Genomic DNA, 16,841 nt, shown 5'->3' with positions numbered 1-16,841 from the left:
GGAGTTGGCGGCCGTACTGCGGCACGAGCGGGCCCACCTGCGCGGCCGGCACCACCTCCTGGTCGCCCTGGCCGCCGCCTTCCATCGCACGCTGCCGGGACTGCCGATGGCCGAGACCGCCGAGCGGGAGATCCGGCGGCTGGTGGAGCATCTGGCGGACGACCGGGCGAGTGAGCAGCACGGACGGCAGGCGGTGGCCACCGCCATCGTGCGGCTGGCCGACCACACCCCCCGGCACGCCCTCGGCGCCGCTACCGGTGCGGTGGAACGGGTACGCCGGATGCTGGCCCCGCCGACCCGGCCCCGCATCCGCCACCGCCTGGTCGCCGCCACCGTGATCGCCCTGCTCCTGGCCGGGCCCACGGCCGTGACGGTGGCCTCCGCCGGGGTGGCCTTGGAGGGCGCCACCTGTCCGATCGGCCCGCCCCCGCCCGGCGGAGGTACCGCCACCCACCCGAGGTGAGCGGGCCGCGCCGCGCGGTCGATCGGCGCGGCGCGGACCTCCGCGCCCTACACTCAAGGCGTACATCCCTGTTCAAGATGGGTGAGGCGCGATGGCTACCGAGGGGACGGCCCGGCGCGCGGACGCCCGGCGCAATGTCGAGTCGATCCTTGAGGCCGCGACCACCCTGCTCGCCACCGACCCGGCGGTGAGTGTCAACGAGATCGCTAGGGCGGCGGGGGTGGGCCGGGTGACCCTCTATGGTCACTTCCCGTCCCGGGGGGCACTGGTCGAGGCGGTCAGCCGCCGGGTGATCGCCAGTACCGACCAGGCCCTGGGTGCGGTCGATCTCGACGGTGATCCACGGGAGGCGATGGCCCGCCTGCTGGAGGCGACCTGGCAGCTGACCTACCGGTTCGGGGCGATCGTGGTCGCGGCGAGCGATGCCCTGACCCCGGAGGAGATGCGGCGGGTGCACGAGGAGCCGGCTCGCCGGATGCGTGCGCTGGTCGCCCGCGGTCGGGACGAGGGGGTGTTCCGGGCCGACATGCCGCTGTCGTGGCAGCTCACCACCATCCAGGGGGTGTTGCACGGGGCATCGGCCGCGGTGCATCGGGGGGACGTGACCGCCGAGGAGGCCACCGGACTGGTCCGCGACACCCTGCTGGCGGCGCTGGCCGTCACAACGTCAGGGTGACGACGAGCACCCCCACCCCGACCAGCACGTCCAGTACGCAGCAGAACTCCGCCAGGGAACGCGCGACGACGCGCCCGGTGCGGTGGTGCCACACATCCCATGCCGCGTGGGCGAACAGGGCGACACTGACGATCACCCCGGCGATGACCGGGTCGGCCCGGACCGCTAACAGCGCGGCCGCCCCGAGCACGACCATCGCCGCCGACTGGAGCGGCAGCGACCACACTGGACGTACGCCCGCCCGCAGGAGGCCGATGACGGCTAGGGCGGCAGCCGCGACGCAGACCCAGAGCACGGCATCGAAGCCGGTACGAAGGCTCAGCCCGATGAGCACGAAGGTGACACCGAAGGCGGGCCATGCCGCGCCGGGGCGCCCGATGGCCGCTGCGGCGAGGTAGACGAACCCGGAGGCCGCCACCACGGAGGCGATCTGGCCGCCATGCTCGACGCCGAGCACGGTACCGGCCGCGACCAGCACCCCCAGGGCAGCGGGCCAATGTCGCAGGAGCTTGTCGCCGGTCATGCCCCGCACCTCCATCTCGAACATTCATGTTCGAGATAAACCGTACGCTGTTGTACGAGTTATGTCACGGGCTCGGTTTCCCGGGCAGGGGTGCCGGCGGCGCGGTTTCCCGCCGTGATCGCGGACGGCCGGAAGCCCCGGACGATCAGGTAGACACCCAGCGAGAACTCCCAGACGGCGATGGGCAGGGCCCCGATCGCCGTCACCGGGGACAACCGGTCCCAGAGACCGAACAGCACGCACAGGTCCGAGACGATGAGCAGGGGTGCCCCGACGAGCCCGAGCACCGGAAGAACCCTGGGCACCAGGCGTGCCTGGTACAACAGCGACCACCGTCAGCAGACTCGCCACGCCAGCAGGTAATCCGCGTCGCGTACCGGCCGGTAGAGCGCGACGGTCGGAATCGAGACGAAGGTGAGCACATAGCACCCACCCGCGACCAGTGAGGTCTTTCTCAGTACGTCCATCGGCGCTCCTCTTCGGTGCGGCCACTCAATAGACGGTGGTCGTACCGCACCCCTCGGGCGGATCGCCGCCACGGCGAATCGGCCACTTGGGCGATCCTGGGCCATATGGAAGGACGACAGTTCTCTCGAAAGCCGCACAGTGCTACCGAACGGCGACCGTTGTCGCTGTTCAGGGCCGAAGTCCGCACGATACGAGACGTCTTCGGAGAGCGAACCTTCGATGCTGTCTGCGCAAGCACGGCAACGAGCGCAACGCGTCATCGGAAAAGAGAACGAAGGAAGGACTATCGACATGGCCCACCTTGACAGCCGCCACAAGGCGCTCATAGACCCACCGAGGTCCCGGCCACCGGTACGGGCGGCACTCATCGCCACCCTCGGAGGCATCCTGCTGGCGGTGGTGTGGTCGTTCGAACTCGTCGACTCGGTCATCGGCGACACCGTGGCCAACGCGGCGCTGGGCCATGACGCGAAGACCACCCCCATCGCGGGGACGGCCGCCGGCCTGCTGTTCGCCTTCGTGTCCGGGCTGGCCGGCACCTTCACCGCCTGCAACATCGCCATGATGGCCTCGGTCGGCCCGCTGACCCAGGCCAGTACGGAACGCACCGGGAGGGCCCGGCACACCATCGCCGCCCTCCTGCGCCCGGTGGGCTGGATGACGGTCGGCATGGTGACGGTGTCCGCGCTGTACGGCGCGGTCGGGGTGATGCTCGGTGACCGGCTGCCGCAGCTGTCGACCGAGACGATCGGCGAGATGCCGGTCCGGATCATCCAGTCGTCCGTCGTGTTCGGCCTCATCGGGCTGGCCCTGGCCTACCTGGGCCTGGCCGCCCTGGGCTTCCTGCCGGACGTGTTCGCCCGTCGTCCGGTGGCCCGGGTGGTCACCATCGGTGCCCTCATCGGCGGCTTCCTCATCGGCCGGCCGTACCCGCTGTTCAACAAGCTGTTCCACTGGGCCGTGGACACCGGCAACCCGCTGAACGGCGCCATGGCCTTCGTCCTTCAGTCCCTGGGCAACATCCTGATCGTGGCCCTGCTGTTCGCCCTCATCGTGCTCGTCACCCGGGGACGTTTCCTGGCGTGGGCCTCCGACCCCTCGCGCAGCGTCGTGGTGACCGGAGGGCTGATGCTCATGCTGGGGGTCTTCACCGTCGTCTACTGGGATCTGCGGGTCCCGGCGATGTTCGGGTTCGGCTGGTTCCCGATGATGCCGTACCGCTGATCCGCATCCGTCCACTCCATCGTCGCGGTGGGGCCTTGCCGGTGGCATCTTCCATGCTGCTCGACTCCCCGGCCCCTCGGTGACCGGCGGCGAGGTCCTCGGTGCGGCCGAGGACCTCGCCGTCTAGGTCAGTCCCGACGATTGCGGTAATGGTGCACTACCAGCAGCACCGCGCAGGTCAGGGTGACCAGTCCGAACCCGGCGCCGACGAAGACGTTCGCGTCGGCGATCGACATGCTGGCGTTGATGACCGCGCTGACGATCAGCACCAGCCAGAGCACCGGGCGGAACAGGCTGCGGGTGGCGGTCTCGACGGGGGCGATGCGGTCGGCCATGGTTGCTCCCTGGGTTGTGTGGTCGGCGACGAGGACAACGCTAGGGCTGCGGAGGGCCGCCGACGATCCAGTCAGCCGCCCGACCCGGGTACAGCAGGCTGTACCTTTCCCCCCGCCGTGGGCCGGCTCCGACCTCGGTCACCTATGGTCTGTGCCGGGGAGGTGCACATGGCGGAGGCAGACACCGGCGGGAGCCGCGAACGCGGGGTGCGGCGGTATCTGCGCGACCGGGTACGGATCTCCGTCGACGCCCTGGAACACCTGGTCGGCGGCCTCGGTACGGCGATCCTGGCGTTCGCGGCGCTGCTGCTGCTCTCCGTGGTGGCACTGGCCTGCCTGGTCGGGATCGGTCTGCCGGTGATCCCGTCGGCGTTGAAGGCGGTACGGTCGGCCGCCCGGCGGGAACGGGCCCGGCTGTCCCGATGGGGGTTCCGACTGCCCGAGCCGCCACCGGTGCCCGCCGGCCTGCGGCAGGCCCTGCGCGATCCGTGGGTGCGGCGGGAGTGCGGGTTCGTGGCCCTCCACGGCACGGTCGGTCTCGCCCTGGGCGTGTTCGGGTTGTCCCTGCCGCTGTCCGCCGTGCAGAACCTGCTGTTCCCGTTCTACTTCTGGTTGCTGCCTCCGGAGGAGGGTGGCCCGGGTCTGGTCAACTGGCGCATCGACGGGCTGCCCGACGCCCTGGTGGTCGCCCTGATCGGGGTCGGCTGGCTCGCCGTGACGGTGGCGCTCGGGCCGCGCCTGGCCCGCCTCCAGGCGCTGCCGGGGCGACGGCTGCTGGCCCCGCCCCCCGACGTCGACGCCTCCCTGCGGATCGCCGAGCTGACCGCCACCCGGGCGGCGGCCCTGGACGCCCACGCGGTGGAGTTGCGCCGCATCGAACGCTCCCTGCACGACGGGGCGCAGAACCGGCTGGTCGCGGTCACCGTGCTGCTCGGTGCCGCCCGGCGGGCACTGGCCCGCGATCCGGCGCAGGCGGCGCAGGTGCTGGACCGGGCCCAGGACGCGGCCGAGTTGGCCCTGGCGGAACTGCGTACGGTGGTGCGGGGGATCCTGCCCCCGGTGCTGGACGACCGAGGGCTGGCCGGTGCCCTGCACGGGCTGGCCGCCGGCTGCGGGGTGCCCTGCACGGTGGAGGTCGAGGTACCGGGCCGGTGCGCCGCGTCCGTCGAGACCACGGCCTACTTCGTGGTGGCGGAGGCGCTGACCAACGTCGCCCGGCACAGCGGCGCCAGCACGGCCGCCGTCACCGTCCGACGCGAGGCCGACCGGCTGCACCTGTCGATCACGGACGACGGTCGGGGTGGCGCGGACGAGCGCCAGGGCTCCGGCATCGGTGGCATCCGGCGCCGGGTCGAGGCCCATGACGGCCGGTTCACCCTGACCAGCCCACCCGGTGGGCCGACGACGATACTCGTGGAGTTGCCGTGCGGATCGTGATCGCCGAGGACGACGCCCTGCTGCGCGAGGGGCTGGCCCTGCTGCTGCGGGCCGAGGGCCTGGACGTGGTGGCCACCACGGACTCCCCGACCACCTTCCTGTCCGCGGTGGACACCCATCGGCCGGAGGTGGCGATCGTCGACGTGCGGATGCCCCCCACCCACACCGACGAGGGGATCGTGGCCGCCGTCGAGGCCCGGCGTCGGCACCCCGGCCTGGCGGTGCTGGTCCTGTCGGCGTACGTCGAGCAGGCCTTCGCCACCGACCTGCTGGCCGCCGGCGCGGTACGGCTGGGTTACCTGCTCAAGGAACGGGTGGGTCGGGTCGAGGAGTTCCTCGGCGCGCTGCACCGGGTAGCCGAGGGCGGTACGGCGATCGACCCCGAGGTGGTCAGCCAACTCTTCGCCCGCAGCCGCCCGGACAGCACCCTCAGCCTGCTGAGCGCCCGGGAACGGGAGGTGCTCGCGCTGATGGCCGAAGGGCTGGGCAACACCGCGATCGCGGAACGGCTGTTCGTCACCGAAGGGGCCGTGCACAAGCACATCCGCAACATCTTCGCCAAGCTCGGCCTGGCCCCGGACGACTCGGCCGACCGTCGGGTGACCGCCGTCCTGCGGTACCTCAAGGACACCCAGGGCCGCGTTTAGTACAGCCTGCTGTACCCCGGTTGGCCCGTACGCTAGATCGTCCGGGACGCCGTAGCGCCATAGCTTTTCCGTGTACTCGATCTGCCGAGCTCACGGAGAGGCCGATATTCATGTCCGCCATTGCTGGACGACCCGCCGAGCCGGCGGTACGCGTCGGAGGACTCACCCGCACCTACGGCACCGGGCCCCAGGCGGTCACCGCCCTGGCCGGCATCGACGCGGAGTTCCACCGCGGCACCTTCACCGCGGTGATGGGTCCCTCGGGCTCCGGCAAGAGCACCCTGTTGCAGACCGCGGCCGGTCTGGACCGGCCCACCTCCGGTGAGGTGTGGATCGGTGACCAGGAGCTGTCCCGGCTGTCCGAGACGAAGCTGACCAAGCTGCGTCGCAGCCGGATCGGTTTCGTCTTCCAGGCCTTCAACCTGATCGGGGCGTTGACCGTGGAGGAGAACATCCACCTGCCCCTGCGGCTGTCCGGTGCCAGTCCGGACCCCGCCTGGCTCGGGCAGGTCCTGGACCGGGTCGGGCTCGTCGACCGGTTGCACCACCGTCCGGCCGAGCTGTCCGGTGGGCAGCAGCAGCGGGTGGCGATCGCCCGGGCCCTGGCCATGCGCCCCGAGGTGATCTTCTGCGACGAGCCCACCGGCGCCCTGGACACCCAGACCGCCGCGGAGGTGCTGGCCCTGCTGCGGTCCGTGGTGGACCAGAGCCGGCAGACGGTGATCATGGTGACCCACGACCCGGTGGCCGCCTCGTACGCCGACCGGGTGATGGTCCTCGCGGACGGCCGGATCGTGCACGACATGCCGCAGCCGGGTCCGGAGCGGATCGCCGAGCAGTTGGCGCTGCTCGGACGCCGTCAGCTCGTCGCGCAGGGGAGCTGAGCCATGCTGAGCCTGGCTGTCCGGATGCTGCGGCACCGGATCGGAAGCGCGGTAGCCACCCTGGTCGCCCTGGCCTGCGGGGTCATGATCCTGATGTCGGTGGGGCTGCTGGTCGAGTCCGGCCTGCGCTACACCCCCGCCCCCCAGCGGTACGCCGCCGCCGACATCGTCGTAGCGAACCACGACATCACGATCACCGGCCGGGAGTTCGACGGAACGACCACCACGACCAGGGTGCCCCTGCCCGAGGGTGGGACGGTGCCGGTCACCCTGGCCGAGCAACTCCGGCAGGTACCCGGAATCACGATGGTCGCGGTCGACCACACGATGCGGGCGGTCGTACCGACCGTGGCGCCACAGCGGACGGCCGCCCACGGGTGGAGCAGTGCCGCCCTGACCCCCTACCGGATCGTCGACGGCCGCCCGCCGACCGCAGCGGACGAGGTGGCCGTCGACCTGCGGCTGGCCAGAACCGCCGAGACCGAGGTGCGCCCCGGCGACCGGATTCCGGTGATCGTGCAGGGCGGGATGCGCAGGTACACCGTCAGTGCGGTGGTGGAACGCGCCGTGGAGGGCGACTGGCCCGCCGCGGTGTTCTTCACCGACCGGCACGCCGCCGCGCTGAGCCCGTACCCGGGTCGGGCCGGGGCGATCGGGATCGTGGTGGCCTCCGGCGCGGACACCTCCGCCGTACTGGCCGAGGTGCGGCGGCTGTCCACCGAGGCCGGAGCGCGGGTGTTCACCGGTGCCGAGCGCGGGCGACTGGCCCAGTCCGAGGCCCTGGCGGCCAGCGAGCTGCTGGTGGAGGTGGGTGCGGTCTTCGGCGGGTACGTCGCCGGGCTGGTGATGTTCGTCGTGGCCGGCACGGTCGGGCTGGCGGTCCGCCACCGCCGCCGGGACCTGGCCCTGTTGCGGGCCATCGCGGCGACCCCCGGCCAGATCCGGGTGATGATCGTCGCCGAGGTGCTGCAACTGAGCCTCGTGGCGGTCGGGTTGGGCATCCCGGCCGGGCTGTTCGCCACCGGCTGGGTGCACCGGCAGTTGATCGCCCGGGGCTTCATTCCCGAGGGCTTCCCGCTCACCGGCGGCCTGCTCTCCGCCCTGGCGGTGACCGTGACGATCATGCTGGTGGCGGTGACGGCGGCCCTGATCGCCGCTGGGCGCACCGTACGCATCCGCCCCACCGAGGCCCTCGGTGAGGTCGCCGTGGAGCCGGCCCGCAACAGCCGGACCCGGCTGATCGTCGGGCTGGTGACCCTGGCCGCCGGGATCTCCCTCACCATGGTCACCACGGCCGCCCGGGGCCCGGCCGCCCTCGGCGCGGCGCTCGGCATGCTGTACGTCCTCGTGCTGGCCGCCGCCCTGCTGGCGCCCTGGATCAACCGGTACGCCGCACGGGCCCTGGGCCCGGTGCTGCGGACCGTCTGGCGGGACAGCGGATACCTGGCCGCAGCCAACCTGCGGGCCAACGCCCAGGGCATGGTGACCGTGCTGACCGCCCTGGTGCTGTCGGTGGGCTTCGGGGGCTCGATCTGGTTCCTCCAGGACAACCTGGAACGGCAGACCCTGGCCCAGAGCCGCACCGGAATGCTCGCCCAACACTCGCTGGTCTCGCCGGTGGGGCTGGCCCGGACCGCCGTCACCGACGCCCGCGCGATGCCCGGAGTCCTGGCCGCGACCCCGATCCGACGGACCTCGGTGCTCACTCGGGTGCTGGATGAGACTCAGGAGGTCAGCGCGCAGGGCATCGACCCCGCCGGTGTCGAACACACCCTGGACCTCAAGGTCACCGAGGGCCGGCTGGCCGACCTGCACGGCGCCACCGTGGCCCTGTCCACCCTGCAGGCCGCCTCCCAGGGGGCGAAGGTCGGCGACCAGGTGGCGATGTGGCTGGGCGACGGCACCCCGGTGCGCTTGCGGGTGGTGGCCCTCTACGAACGAGGGCTCGGCTTCGCCGACGTCACCGTGAATCGGGAGATCATCACCGGACACACCGCCACCGACCTGGACGACCAGGTGCTGATCCGCACCGAGGGGGGTTCGGTCCCCCTGGCCGACCTGGTCGATCGTCATCCGGGCAGCGGACTGATCGACACCGGCACCATCAACGGTCAGTTGGCGCAGGACCTGGCGATCAGCGCCTGGCTGAACAAGATGCTCATCGGGGTCATGGTCGGCTACGCCGCGCTGGCCGCCGCCAACACGATGGTGATGGCCGCCCTGGCCCGGGGTCGTGAGCTGGCCCTGCTGCGGCTGGTGGGGATGACCAGACGCCAGGTCAAGCGGATGGTGCACGCCGAACAGGTAGGCCTGCTCGGTACCGCACTGCTCATCGGCGGGGTCATCGCCGTGGTCACCCTGACCTCGGTGGTCCGGACCCTGACCGGGCAACCGGTGCCCTACGTCCCACTGGCCGGCGGGCTGGCCATCATCGGCGGCGCCACCCTGCTGGCGCTGACCACCACCGTCCTGCCCATCGGCGCGCTGCTGCGCACCCCGCCGGTCAACGGCATCGGGATCAAGGAATGACCCCGGAATCCGTCTCGTGGATCGCGGCACCCGGCCGCCGATCCGACAACTCACCAGGAGGTCCCGTGTCAACGTCAACGACAGAGAAGTCCATCGCCCGACGGGGCATCGCCCTGCTGGCCGCCTGCACGATGATCGGGCTGGCCGTGGTCGGCGTACGGTCGGCCGATCCGGCCGTGGCCAAGCCGCCGAAGGACACCATCCAGGTAAGCCTGAACGAGTTGGTGGGCGCCGGTGTCGCGCCGGGAGCATTCGCCTCGGTACGGGACCGCACCGGCCGGGTGACCCACTACACCGCCGGGGTGGCCGACCTGCGCACCCGGGGGAAGGTTCCCGCCGACGGGTACTTCCGGATGGCCAGCAACACCAAGATGTACGCCGCCGTCGCCGTCCTGCAACTCGTCGACGACGGCAAGGTCCGCCTCGACGAGCCGATCGAGACGTACCTGCCGGGTCTCGTCCGCGGCACGGGCTTCGACGGGCGGACGATCACCGTCCGGCAGGTGCTGGAGCACACCAGCGGCCTGCCGGGTTACGACCTGCCGCACGTCTTCCAGTGGCGCGACCGGTACTTCGAAGCGCGCGACCTGCTCGACTCGGCCTTCGCGAAGGAGGCGACCAGCCCGGTCCCCGGCGCGACGATGCACTACAGCAACACCAACTACATCCTGGCCGGCCTGCTCGTGCAGAAGGTCACCGGACGGCCGATCAGCGAGGTGATCACCACCCGGATTCTCGACCGGGCCGGACTGCGGAACACCTACTGGCCGGGGGTCGGCGACCAGAGCATCCGCAAGCCGTACGCCAACGGCTATCTCCCCCACCCGGAGACCGGGAAGTGGACCGAGATCACCCGACTGGACCCCTCCATCGGCGGGGCCGCCGGGCAGATGATCTCCACCCCGAGTGACCTCAACCGGTTCCTGGTGGCGTTGCAGAACGGCAAACTGATCAAGCCAGCGACCCTGGCCCAGATGCGCGCCGGCAACCCGTTCTACCCGGGCGGGGAGGACCTGCCCGAGCTGGTGTGGCACTACGGGCTGGGCACCATCGGGTTCGAGCTCAGTTGTGGCGGTCGGGCCTGGGGGCACGGCGGCGACATCGACGGATACTCCAGCCGTACCGCGATCACCGCGGACGGTCGGGCGGTGACCCTGGTGGTGACCGCGGACTCCAGCCCGGTGCAGGACGGGGTGTTCCGGGTGCTCGACGCCTTCGACGCCGCGTTGTGCGCCGGCCGGTAGCCGTACCCTGATCGGCCGCCCCTGCGGATTCCGCGGGGGCGGCTTCTCCTGTCAGGGGTGCAGGACCGCTTTGAGCACCTCTTGGCGTCGGTCGAAGCGTTGGTAGCAGCCGGGGGCGTCGGCCAGGCTGCCGTGGTGGGTGACGATCCGGCCGGGTCGGGCCCGGCCGGAGGTCACCATGTCCCGCCCCCGCCGCCCGGGTTGACCAGGCGGGCCGCGTCGGCGAGCACCTGGTCGGCCCGCTCCCGGTCCGGGTGGGCCCGGTCGTGGGCCTGGAAGCCGACCGCGTCGATGACCTTGTCCACCCCCGGCAGCTTCTCCTCCCCCAGCGGCAGACCCGCTCGGGCCCGGTCGGCGCGGATCTGCTCGACCGGATCCCCCGCTCGGAAGTCGACCGGCGCCGCCCCCACCTCCTCGGCCTTGCCCAGCCGGGCGTCGACATGGTCCACGCTGTAGACCCTGCGGGCACCGAGCAGACCGGCGGAGTACGCGGCGAGCAGTCCGATGGTGCCGGCCCCGAACACGGCGACGGTCTCCCCCGCCTGGACGTCGGCCAGGGTGGCCGCGGCGTGCCAGCCGGTGACGAAGGCGTCGGCCAGCAACACGGAGGGTTTGCCGGCGGAACCGGTGGCCCGTGCGGTGGTGGTGGCCCGTGGTGGCGTGGGGCGGCTCAGGTGTGGTCGCGGACGAAGGCCCGCATGAGGTAGGCGCACTCGGCCGCGTGGGTCTCCAGCAGCAGATGTCCACCGTCGTAGATGTGGGCGTCCATGCGGTCGAGGACCCGGTGGTACGCGAGGACCTCCTCGACGTCGAAGTAGGCATCGTGTCGTCCCCACAGCACCAGGGCCGGCGGCTGGTGAGCGCGGTGGTACCCGGCGATCTCCTCGAAGCGGGCCACATGCTGGGCGTAGTCGGTGAAGAGGGCGAACTGGGCGTCGAGGTTGCCAGGTCGGCTCATCCGCTCCCAGTCGAGATGCCACGACTCCGGTGGGTGCAGGATGCGCAGGTGCTCGGGCAGCCCGGCGAGATACTGATCGCGGGTGCCGGCGAAGTTCAACCAGTCCGGTAGGTCCGCGCGCCGTTCCTCGGTCGGATCGGCCCAGTACGCCCTGGCGCTGTCCCACTGCTCCCCCAGGCCCTCCTGGTGGGCGTTACCGCTCTGCACGATCAGGCCCCGAATGCGTTCCGGGGCCCGGGTGGCCAGGTGGTATCCCACCGGTGCCCCGAAATCGTGCAGGTAGACGAAGAAGCGCTCCACCCCGAGGCGGTCGAGCAGGTGTTCGACGGTCCGCGAGAGATTGTCGAAGGTGTAGTCGTAGTCCTCGATGATCGGCGCGGAGGACATGCCGAAGCCGGGCAGGTCGGGGGCGATCACCCGGGCGACCTCGGCCAGGGTGGGCATCACCTCGCGGAAGGTGTGCGAGGAACTGGGGAATCCGTGCAGCAGCAGGAGGGTCGGCTGGTCGGTGCGCCCGGCCTCGCGGAAGAACACCTCCAGGCCGTCGAGGTCGACCTGTCGGTGCCGGACCTTCTGGACGCTCTGCATCGTCGGCCTCCCGGCGGTTGGCATCGCTCACCAGCCCCATCGTGGCGGACCGGCACCCTGATTGACCGCCCGTTGCGACACCAGACCAACGGCCGGGTCACTGTCAGGGCCCGGCGCTACCCTGCCGGCATGGCCGAACTGGAGGAACTGATCGTCGCCGACGCCGCGGCGCTGCGGGACTGGTTGTCGGAAAACCATGCCCGCTCCCCCGGGGTCTGGCTGGCCCTGGGGCGCAAGGGTGGCACGGTGACGACCCTGACCTGGCAGCAGGCGGTCGAGGAGGCCCTCTGCTTCGGCTGGATCGACGGGCAGGCCCGCAAACGGGACCAGGAGACCTCCTTGATCCGGTTCACCCCCCGCAAGCCCCGCAGCTCCTGGTCACAACGCAATGTCGCCCATGTGGCCCGCCTGGAGCAGGAAGGGCGGATGCAGCCCTCCGGCCGGGCCGCGGTGGAGGCCGCCAAGGCGGACGGACGCTGGGCGGCCGCCTACGCCCCACCCTCGGAGGCCGAGGTGCCGGCCGACCTGCTGGTCGCCCTGGCCGCCGAGCCCGCCGCCCAGGCCATGTTCGAGGTCCTCACCAAGACCAACCGGTACGCCCTCATCCACCGCCTCGGCGCGGTGAAACGGGCCCAGACCCGGGAACGGAAGATCGCCGAGTTCGTCGCCATGCTGGCCCGCCACGAGACCATCTACCCCCAGAAGGCCAAGCCGTGATCGGCTGCTGCCCGCCCCCTGGTTCCTGGCCGCATGGCAGAAGATGCGCACCCGGCGGCCGTGCGTCATCGTTTGCCTGTCGACCATCCGAAGGGGAGACGAATGGGACAGGCCACCGTCATCCGCTACACCACCAGACCGGAAGTCGCCGAGGAGAACGCCAAGCTGGTCGAGGAGGTCTTCGCCGAACTGGCGCAGACCCGACCGGACGGCCTGCACTACGCCACCTTCCGGCTGGGCGACGGCACGGAGTTCATGCACCTGCTGGTGTCCGAGGAAGGCTCGACCGCGCTGACCGACACGGCCGCCTTCCGACGTTTCCAGGAAGGCATCCGCGCCCGCTGCGCCACCCCACCCCAGTTCACCCAGGCGACCGTGGTCGGCTCGTACGCCCTCGGCGGCATCTGACCCTTCTCCGGTTGCTGCGGTCAGCCGAGGGCACGCCACAGCGACCGACCCGCCAGCCGTGGGGTCGAGCCCATTGCGAATCCGGCAGATCGTCCGGCGTCGGCGTTATGAATAGGTCTTCCGACCGGGGGTTGGGATCCTGCTTCCCTCGCTCGTCATTTGACCGGCCCAACAATCATCGAGGGATGGATGCTGTCGCCCCGCTCGTAGGTGTTCTGATAGGTGGCCTCTTGGTGCTGGTTAGCGACCTGCTGCGCCGCCGAGTCGAATGGCAACGCGAACTTGTGAAGAGACTCGCCGCCAGCGGCACGGACCTCGTTGTGCTCCTGCACGGTAGCTTCGGCGAACTCATCGAAGCCCGCGATACGGCCAGGCAGGTGGAGAATCCGCACGCCGGCCGGGCGGATCGCCTCCAGGCGTACAGCCGCTTCTACGCCAACCCAGGCAGCCGAGCCCTTGGACCTCATGCCGAGCGGGTTCTCACCGCGCACCGCGCTGTACGCGCTGCACATGACGCTGCAAATGACGTATGGGAGCGCGCTGCTGGTGAATACTTGGAGGCGACCGGCGCGTTCGAACTCGCCTTACACAAGGCCATTGTTCGGGGTCGACCACCTCGTGATCCTCAAACTTCAGAGGTGGCATCAGACTCGCCCTGAACGCTTCCCGCGTTCGATTACCCAGTGCCTCAGCCACTGCACAACCAGCACCTCCTTTGGACAGACGGGTTGTCAAGATCGTGCTTTTCGGCCGTTGCTAGGGCCTGCCGCAAGCACCTCTATTCAGGGGAATCTTGTCGACCAGGGGCATGAGCTGGCTGGCCGCAGCGGGGCGATCTCAGCCCTCGAGAACGTCGGAGACGATCCATGGTGGCTACTCACCTCCTCATGTTCAGACAGAACGACCCTCACGTCCCGGCCCAATATCATTAAGTGAGAGTTGTGATCCCCCCGTAGCTTCGCTGCCTCGTTTCGGTGGTGGGAATAGCGCACCGTCTCCGTTGTTGATCTCATAGCGCCACCGCGGATTCAGATCCGTATCGTCTGAATAGTCCTGCTCCCTCGGCCCATCGGATGCAAATCTGACGCCGACGCCTGGGGCCGCTCGCAACCCCCAAGCGCTGCTTCGCCTTGGCTGACAATCGCCGCGCGAATCGCCTCCTCTCCGGCAGCGGTCGGCACAGGTCGTCGAATGCTTCCTGATTGCGGCTGCGGCGGTCGCTCGGTCGTCGCATTCCCTGCGGTAGCGGCTACGGTAGAGTCGGTGCGGTGACGGACCCTACCGCGCCGCTCTACGTCGCTGCGGACATTCATGGCCACCGCAAGGAGTTCGGTCGCGCGCTCGTCGAGGCGGGCCTTGTCGGCCCGAACGGCCGTTGGTGCGGCGGACCTGCTCGATTGTGGCTGCTCGGTGATTACGTCGATCGTGGCCCCGACGGAATCGGTGTGATCGAGGACATCTGGACCCTGGCTGCGGAAGCAGCCGCCGTTGGCGGCGAGGTACGGTGCCTGCTGGGCAACCACGAGGTGCAGCTACTCGCCGCCCACCACTTCGGCACGACGCCAGTTGTCGGGCTCAACGAGCCGGGCGGTTTCCACAGTGGTTGGGCCAGATTCGGCGGTTGCGACGAGGATCTGCGCCGGTTGACCGACGAGCACCTGGCCTGGATGTCCGCCCTGCCGGCCGTGGCGGTCGTCGACGACATCCTGCTCGTGCACTCCGATTCCGTGCGGTACCTAGAGCATGGATCCGATGTGGAAGCCGTCAATACCAGTGTGCGGACCGCCCTACAGACGCGCGACGCCAAGATATGGCTGAAACTGTCGTATCAGATGAGTGATCGTGGCGCGTTCCGCGGCGACGACTCGGCGAAGGTCGAGGCTGCGGTTTCCGCCATGCTCGACCGCTTGGGCGGCACGGAGATCGTGCACGGCCACAGCACCCTGACAAAGCACTTCGGAGTGGTGCCCGAGGAGGTCAAGGGGCCACTGCGATACGCCGGCGGCCGAGTGTTGGCCATCGACGGCGGCGTCTACGAGGGCGGCCGCATCATTGTCACCCGGCTGCGGTGAGCGCCACCATCGTGGTCGGGCGGCGACATCTGCCGCCCAACCACGATGGTTACCGCTGCGATGGCACGGCTGGGGTCGCCGCGCCGGTCACGGCGGCCGCTGGCGGCGGGCAGGCTACATAGCGGCTGTCGGCGAACATCAGCGCCGGCCCGTCCGACAGGATGTCGAAGGCTTGGACAGCGCCGAACACGACGGCATGGTCGCCGGCCACACGGACATCCACCACCTCACAGTCGAAGTAGCTGACACCCTGCTCCAGGATCGGTGCCGAGGAGCACGGTGCCGGCCGCCAGTCGACGCCGGTGAAAGCGCCGGCCCCGGTCCCCCGGCGGGAGCTTGCGAACCAGTCTGCGACCGGCTGCTGGTGGGCGCCGAGCACCGTGACGGCGAAGATGCCCGACGAGTGAATCCGCTCGTAGGTGCGACAGGTCAGGCCGAGTGACACCAGCACCATCAGCGGTTCCAGTGAGACCGTGACGAACGAGTTGACCGTCATGGCGTGCGGCTGGCCGTCGTTGAGGGTGCTGACGACGGCCACCCCGGTCGGGAACCGGCCGGCGGCACGCCGGAAGCGGAGGCTGGTCGAGTCGGGGATCCTGGTCGCCTGCGAGGTCATGGGGTCTCCGCCGATGTCAACGCGCGGAGCCGGTCGAGGTGCTCGAGACCTGCCATCACCTGATCGGCGGGTACTCCGAAATCGATGAGGCAGGCGACCTCGTCGACCCCGGCCTTGGCGAAACGCTCGACGGTGTGCTGTGCCTTCTCGACCGTGCCGAGCAGGCCACTCTCGTCGTAGTACCGGTCGAAGGCCCGCTGCACGAGCGCATCGATGTCGCGCTCCCGCAGCTTGGAGGGATCGATCCGGCGGGCGGTACCGGTCTGCGAGCCGAGTAGCAGGCCGAGTGAGCTCCGCAGGTATGCACTGAGTGGCTCGCGTACCAGATTGCGAACGTGGTCGTCGGCGCCCAGGAAGGTGTGCACCATGAGCACGACGTGACCGGGCCACCCGTCCGCCCCTGGCCGCTCGGCGATCGCTTCGCGATACGCCTCGATCTTGGTGGCGACGTCGTCCAGGTCCTGCCCCAGCAGGTGGGTCAGCACCCCCGCGCCGATCTGCCCGGCGGCGCGGAAGGTTTCCACCCCACCGGCACTGGTGATCCAGATCGGGATGTCGTGCTGTACGGGGGCCGGGAACGCACGCACCTCAGTGGCCGCACCCACTCCGTCGGTGACCGGCATCGGCTCGCCACGCCACAGCCGCCGCACCTGCTGGGCGTACTCCAGGGTGAGTTCGCGGCGAGTCTGGTAATTCTCCGGCCGCAACGCGAAGTCGACCGCGTGCCAGCCGGAGGCGAAGGAGACTCCGGCCCGACCTCCGGAGAGATTGTCGACCATCGCCCACTCCTCCGCGATACGCAGCGGGTGGTGCAGGGGGGCCACGACACTGCCGGCCCGCACCGCGACTCGCCGGGTGACCGCGGCGACGGCAGCGGCCGTCACAGCCGGGTTCGGATAGATCGCACCGAACGGGTGGAAGTGTCGCTCGGGAGTCCAGACGGCCGTGAAGCCGTGCTCGTCGGCGAACCTGGCTCCGTCGAGCAGCATCCGATAACGGTCGTGTCCGGCGTCGCGCTCGTCGCTGGCGAAGTAGAAAAGGCTGAAGTCCAC

The 16,841-nt window shown here is 70.3% G+C and carries 21 protein-coding genes; 11 read left to right on the top strand and 10 right to left on the bottom strand.

From position 1 onward, the window contains the following. Positions 1-4 precede the first annotated feature (4 nt). Complete coding sequence (locus OIE53_RS04210) at positions 5-463, top strand: hypothetical protein (RefSeq protein ID WP_327025237.1); 459 nt, start codon at positions 5-7, stop codon at positions 461-463. 91 nt (positions 464-554) lie between these two features. Beyond that, the gene (locus OIE53_RS04205; protein ID WP_327025236.1) at positions 555-1,139 is read left to right on the top strand and encodes a TetR/AcrR family transcriptional regulator; all 585 of its coding nucleotides are present in this window, start codon (positions 555-557) and stop codon (positions 1,137-1,139) included. Here the strand turns inward: OIE53_RS04205 and OIE53_RS04200 are convergent. The 3 genes from OIE53_RS04200 to OIE53_RS04190 are packed head-to-tail and all read right to left on the bottom strand — an operon-like array spanning position 1,123 to position 2,129. Continuing rightward, positions 1,123-1,662, bottom strand: a complete 540-nt coding sequence (locus OIE53_RS04200) for a hypothetical protein (protein WP_327025235.1) — start codon at positions 1,660-1,662, stop codon at positions 1,123-1,125. The two genes, OIE53_RS04205 and OIE53_RS04200, sit on opposite strands and share 17 nt — an antisense overlap. Positions 1,663-1,721: 59 nt before the next feature. Further along, the gene (locus OIE53_RS04195; protein WP_327025234.1) at positions 1,722-1,985 is read right to left on the bottom strand and encodes a DUF4386 domain-containing protein; all 264 of its coding nucleotides are present in this window, start codon (positions 1,983-1,985) and stop codon (positions 1,722-1,724) included. 12 nt (positions 1,986-1,997) lie between these two features. After that, positions 1,998-2,129, bottom strand: a complete 132-nt coding sequence (locus OIE53_RS04190) for a hypothetical protein (protein ID WP_327025233.1) — start codon at positions 2,127-2,129, stop codon at positions 1,998-2,000. A 292-nt stretch (positions 2,130-2,421) separates the two neighbouring features. Between OIE53_RS04190 and OIE53_RS04185 the strand changes: the two genes are divergently transcribed. After that, positions 2,422-3,354: a hypothetical protein gene (locus tag OIE53_RS04185; protein ID WP_327025232.1), complete on the top strand. Its 933-nt coding sequence runs from the start codon at positions 2,422-2,424 to the stop codon at positions 3,352-3,354. Between the two features lie 128 nt (positions 3,355-3,482). Here OIE53_RS04185 and OIE53_RS04180 read toward each other — a convergent pair whose 3' ends face one another. After that, complete coding sequence (locus tag OIE53_RS04180) at positions 3,483-3,689, bottom strand: hypothetical protein (protein WP_327025231.1); 207 nt, start codon at positions 3,687-3,689, stop codon at positions 3,483-3,485. Between the two features lie 168 nt (positions 3,690-3,857). On the opposite strand from OIE53_RS04180, the gene OIE53_RS04175 reads away from it, so the two are divergent. The 5 genes from OIE53_RS04175 to OIE53_RS04155 all read left to right on the top strand — a co-directional run bounded on the left by OIE53_RS04175 (position 3,858) and on the right by OIE53_RS04155 (position 10,430). Then, the gene (locus OIE53_RS04175; RefSeq protein WP_327025230.1) at positions 3,858-5,126 is read left to right on the top strand and encodes a sensor histidine kinase; all 1,269 of its coding nucleotides are present in this window, start codon (positions 3,858-3,860) and stop codon (positions 5,124-5,126) included. Further along, complete coding sequence (locus tag OIE53_RS04170) at positions 5,114-5,773, top strand: response regulator transcription factor (protein WP_327025229.1); 660 nt, start codon at positions 5,114-5,116, stop codon at positions 5,771-5,773. Before OIE53_RS04175 ends, OIE53_RS04170 begins: the two co-directional genes overlap by 13 nt. Before the next feature lie 110 nt (positions 5,774-5,883). Continuing rightward, on the top strand, positions 5,884-6,657 hold the full coding sequence (locus tag OIE53_RS04165; protein ID WP_327025228.1) for an ABC transporter ATP-binding protein: 774 nt from the start codon (positions 5,884-5,886) through the stop codon (positions 6,655-6,657). 3 nt (positions 6,658-6,660) lie between these two features. Continuing rightward, a complete protein-coding gene (locus OIE53_RS04160; protein ID WP_327025227.1) occupies positions 6,661-9,186 on the top strand; it encodes an FtsX-like permease family protein in 2,526 nt (841 codons plus the stop codon). Between the two features lie 65 nt (positions 9,187-9,251). Continuing rightward, entirely contained in the window at positions 9,252-10,430 is a 1,179-nt protein-coding gene (locus OIE53_RS04155) for a serine hydrolase domain-containing protein (RefSeq protein ID WP_327025226.1), read from the top strand. A gap of 51 nt (positions 10,431-10,481) precedes the next feature. On the opposite strand, the gene OIE53_RS04150 is transcribed toward OIE53_RS04155, so the two are convergent. The 3 genes from OIE53_RS04150 to OIE53_RS04140 all read right to left on the bottom strand — a co-directional run bounded on the left by OIE53_RS04150 (position 10,482) and on the right by OIE53_RS04140 (position 11,976). Further along, positions 10,482-10,610, bottom strand: coding sequence for a hypothetical protein (locus tag OIE53_RS04150; RefSeq protein ID WP_327025225.1), 129 nt, complete (start codon positions 10,608-10,610; stop codon positions 10,482-10,484). Continuing rightward, positions 10,604-11,035: a hypothetical protein gene (locus OIE53_RS04145; protein WP_327025224.1), complete on the bottom strand. Its 432-nt coding sequence runs from the start codon at positions 11,033-11,035 to the stop codon at positions 10,604-10,606. The genes OIE53_RS04150 and OIE53_RS04145 overlap by 7 nt, the downstream gene beginning before the upstream one ends. 65 nt (positions 11,036-11,100) lie before the next feature. Next, a complete protein-coding gene (locus tag OIE53_RS04140) occupies positions 11,101-11,976 on the bottom strand; it encodes an alpha/beta fold hydrolase (protein WP_327025223.1) in 876 nt (291 codons plus the stop codon). 129 nt (positions 11,977-12,105) lie between these two features. Between OIE53_RS04140 and OIE53_RS04135 the strand changes: the two genes are divergently transcribed. Together OIE53_RS04135 and OIE53_RS04130 are read left to right on the top strand one after the other, a co-directional pair. Then, positions 12,106-12,693 (top strand): YdeI/OmpD-associated family protein, encoded by a 588-nt coding sequence (locus OIE53_RS04135; protein ID WP_327025222.1) that lies wholly within the window; start codon positions 12,106-12,108, stop codon positions 12,691-12,693. A 102-nt stretch (positions 12,694-12,795) separates the two neighbouring features. Beyond that, complete coding sequence (locus tag OIE53_RS04130; protein ID WP_327025221.1) at positions 12,796-13,101, top strand: hypothetical protein; 306 nt, start codon at positions 12,796-12,798, stop codon at positions 13,099-13,101. Positions 13,102-13,256: 155 nt separating this feature from the next. Here OIE53_RS04130 and OIE53_RS04125 read toward each other — a convergent pair whose 3' ends face one another. Further along, entirely contained in the window at positions 13,257-13,613 is a 357-nt protein-coding gene (locus OIE53_RS04125; protein ID WP_327025220.1) for a hypothetical protein, read from the bottom strand. Between the two features lie 756 nt (positions 13,614-14,369). Between OIE53_RS04125 and OIE53_RS04120 the strand changes: the two genes are divergently transcribed. Then, positions 14,370-15,173 carry a metallophosphoesterase gene (locus tag OIE53_RS04120; protein ID WP_327025219.1) on the top strand — a complete coding sequence of 268 codons (804 nt, stop codon included), beginning with the start codon at positions 14,370-14,372 and terminating at the stop codon, positions 15,171-15,173. A gap of 49 nt (positions 15,174-15,222) precedes the next feature. On the opposite strand, the gene OIE53_RS04115 is transcribed toward OIE53_RS04120, so the two are convergent. Both OIE53_RS04115 and OIE53_RS04110 read right to left on the bottom strand, forming a co-directional pair. Continuing rightward, positions 15,223-15,789, bottom strand: coding sequence for a flavin reductase family protein (locus OIE53_RS04115; protein WP_327025218.1), 567 nt, complete (start codon positions 15,787-15,789; stop codon positions 15,223-15,225). Then, on the bottom strand, positions 15,786-16,841 hold the full coding sequence (locus OIE53_RS04110; RefSeq protein ID WP_327025217.1) for a MupA/Atu3671 family FMN-dependent luciferase-like monooxygenase: 1,056 nt from the start codon (positions 16,839-16,841) through the stop codon (positions 15,786-15,788). The genes OIE53_RS04115 and OIE53_RS04110 overlap by 4 nt, the downstream gene beginning before the upstream one ends.

This window comes from Micromonospora sp. NBC_01739 (assembly GCF_035920385.1).
Taxonomy (GTDB): domain Bacteria; phylum Actinomycetota; class Actinomycetes; order Mycobacteriales; family Micromonosporaceae; genus Micromonospora.
This window is presented reverse-complemented; position numbering and strand designations above follow the sequence as displayed.

Bases quoted from the DNA above. Each gene is read 5' to 3' on its own strand.
- OIE53_RS04205 (WP_327025236.1), top strand. From the start codon at position 555: ATGGCTACCGAGGGGACGGCCCGGCGCGCGGACGCCCGGCGCAATGTC.
- OIE53_RS04200 (WP_327025235.1), bottom strand. From the start codon at position 1,662: ATGACCGGCGACAAGCTCCTGCGACATTGGCCCGCTGCCCTGGGGGTG.
- OIE53_RS04190 (WP_327025233.1), bottom strand. From the start codon at position 2,129: ATGGACGTACTGAGAAAGACCTCACTGGTCGCGGGTGGGTGCTATGTG.
- OIE53_RS04185 (WP_327025232.1), top strand. From the start codon at position 2,422: ATGGCCCACCTTGACAGCCGCCACAAGGCGCTCATAGACCCACCGAGG.
- OIE53_RS04180 (WP_327025231.1), bottom strand. From the start codon at position 3,689: ATGGCCGACCGCATCGCCCCCGTCGAGACCGCCACCCGCAGCCTGTTC.
- OIE53_RS04175 (WP_327025230.1), top strand. From the start codon at position 3,858: ATGGCGGAGGCAGACACCGGCGGGAGCCGCGAACGCGGGGTGCGGCGG.
- OIE53_RS04165 (WP_327025228.1), top strand. From the start codon at position 5,884: ATGTCCGCCATTGCTGGACGACCCGCCGAGCCGGCGGTACGCGTCGGA.
- OIE53_RS04160 (WP_327025227.1), top strand. From the start codon at position 6,661: ATGCTGAGCCTGGCTGTCCGGATGCTGCGGCACCGGATCGGAAGCGCG.
- OIE53_RS04150 (WP_327025225.1), bottom strand. From the start codon at position 10,610: ATGGTGACCTCCGGCCGGGCCCGACCCGGCCGGATCGTCACCCACCAC.
- OIE53_RS04140 (WP_327025223.1), bottom strand. From the start codon at position 11,976: ATGCAGAGCGTCCAGAAGGTCCGGCACCGACAGGTCGACCTCGACGGC.
- OIE53_RS04135 (WP_327025222.1), top strand. From the start codon at position 12,106: ATGGCCGAACTGGAGGAACTGATCGTCGCCGACGCCGCGGCGCTGCGG.
- OIE53_RS04130 (WP_327025221.1), top strand. From the start codon at position 12,796: ATGGGACAGGCCACCGTCATCCGCTACACCACCAGACCGGAAGTCGCC.
- OIE53_RS04125 (WP_327025220.1), bottom strand. From the start codon at position 13,613: ATGTGCAGCGCGTACAGCGCGGTGCGCGGTGAGAACCCGCTCGGCATG.
- OIE53_RS04115 (WP_327025218.1), bottom strand. From the start codon at position 15,789: ATGACCTCGCAGGCGACCAGGATCCCCGACTCGACCAGCCTCCGCTTC.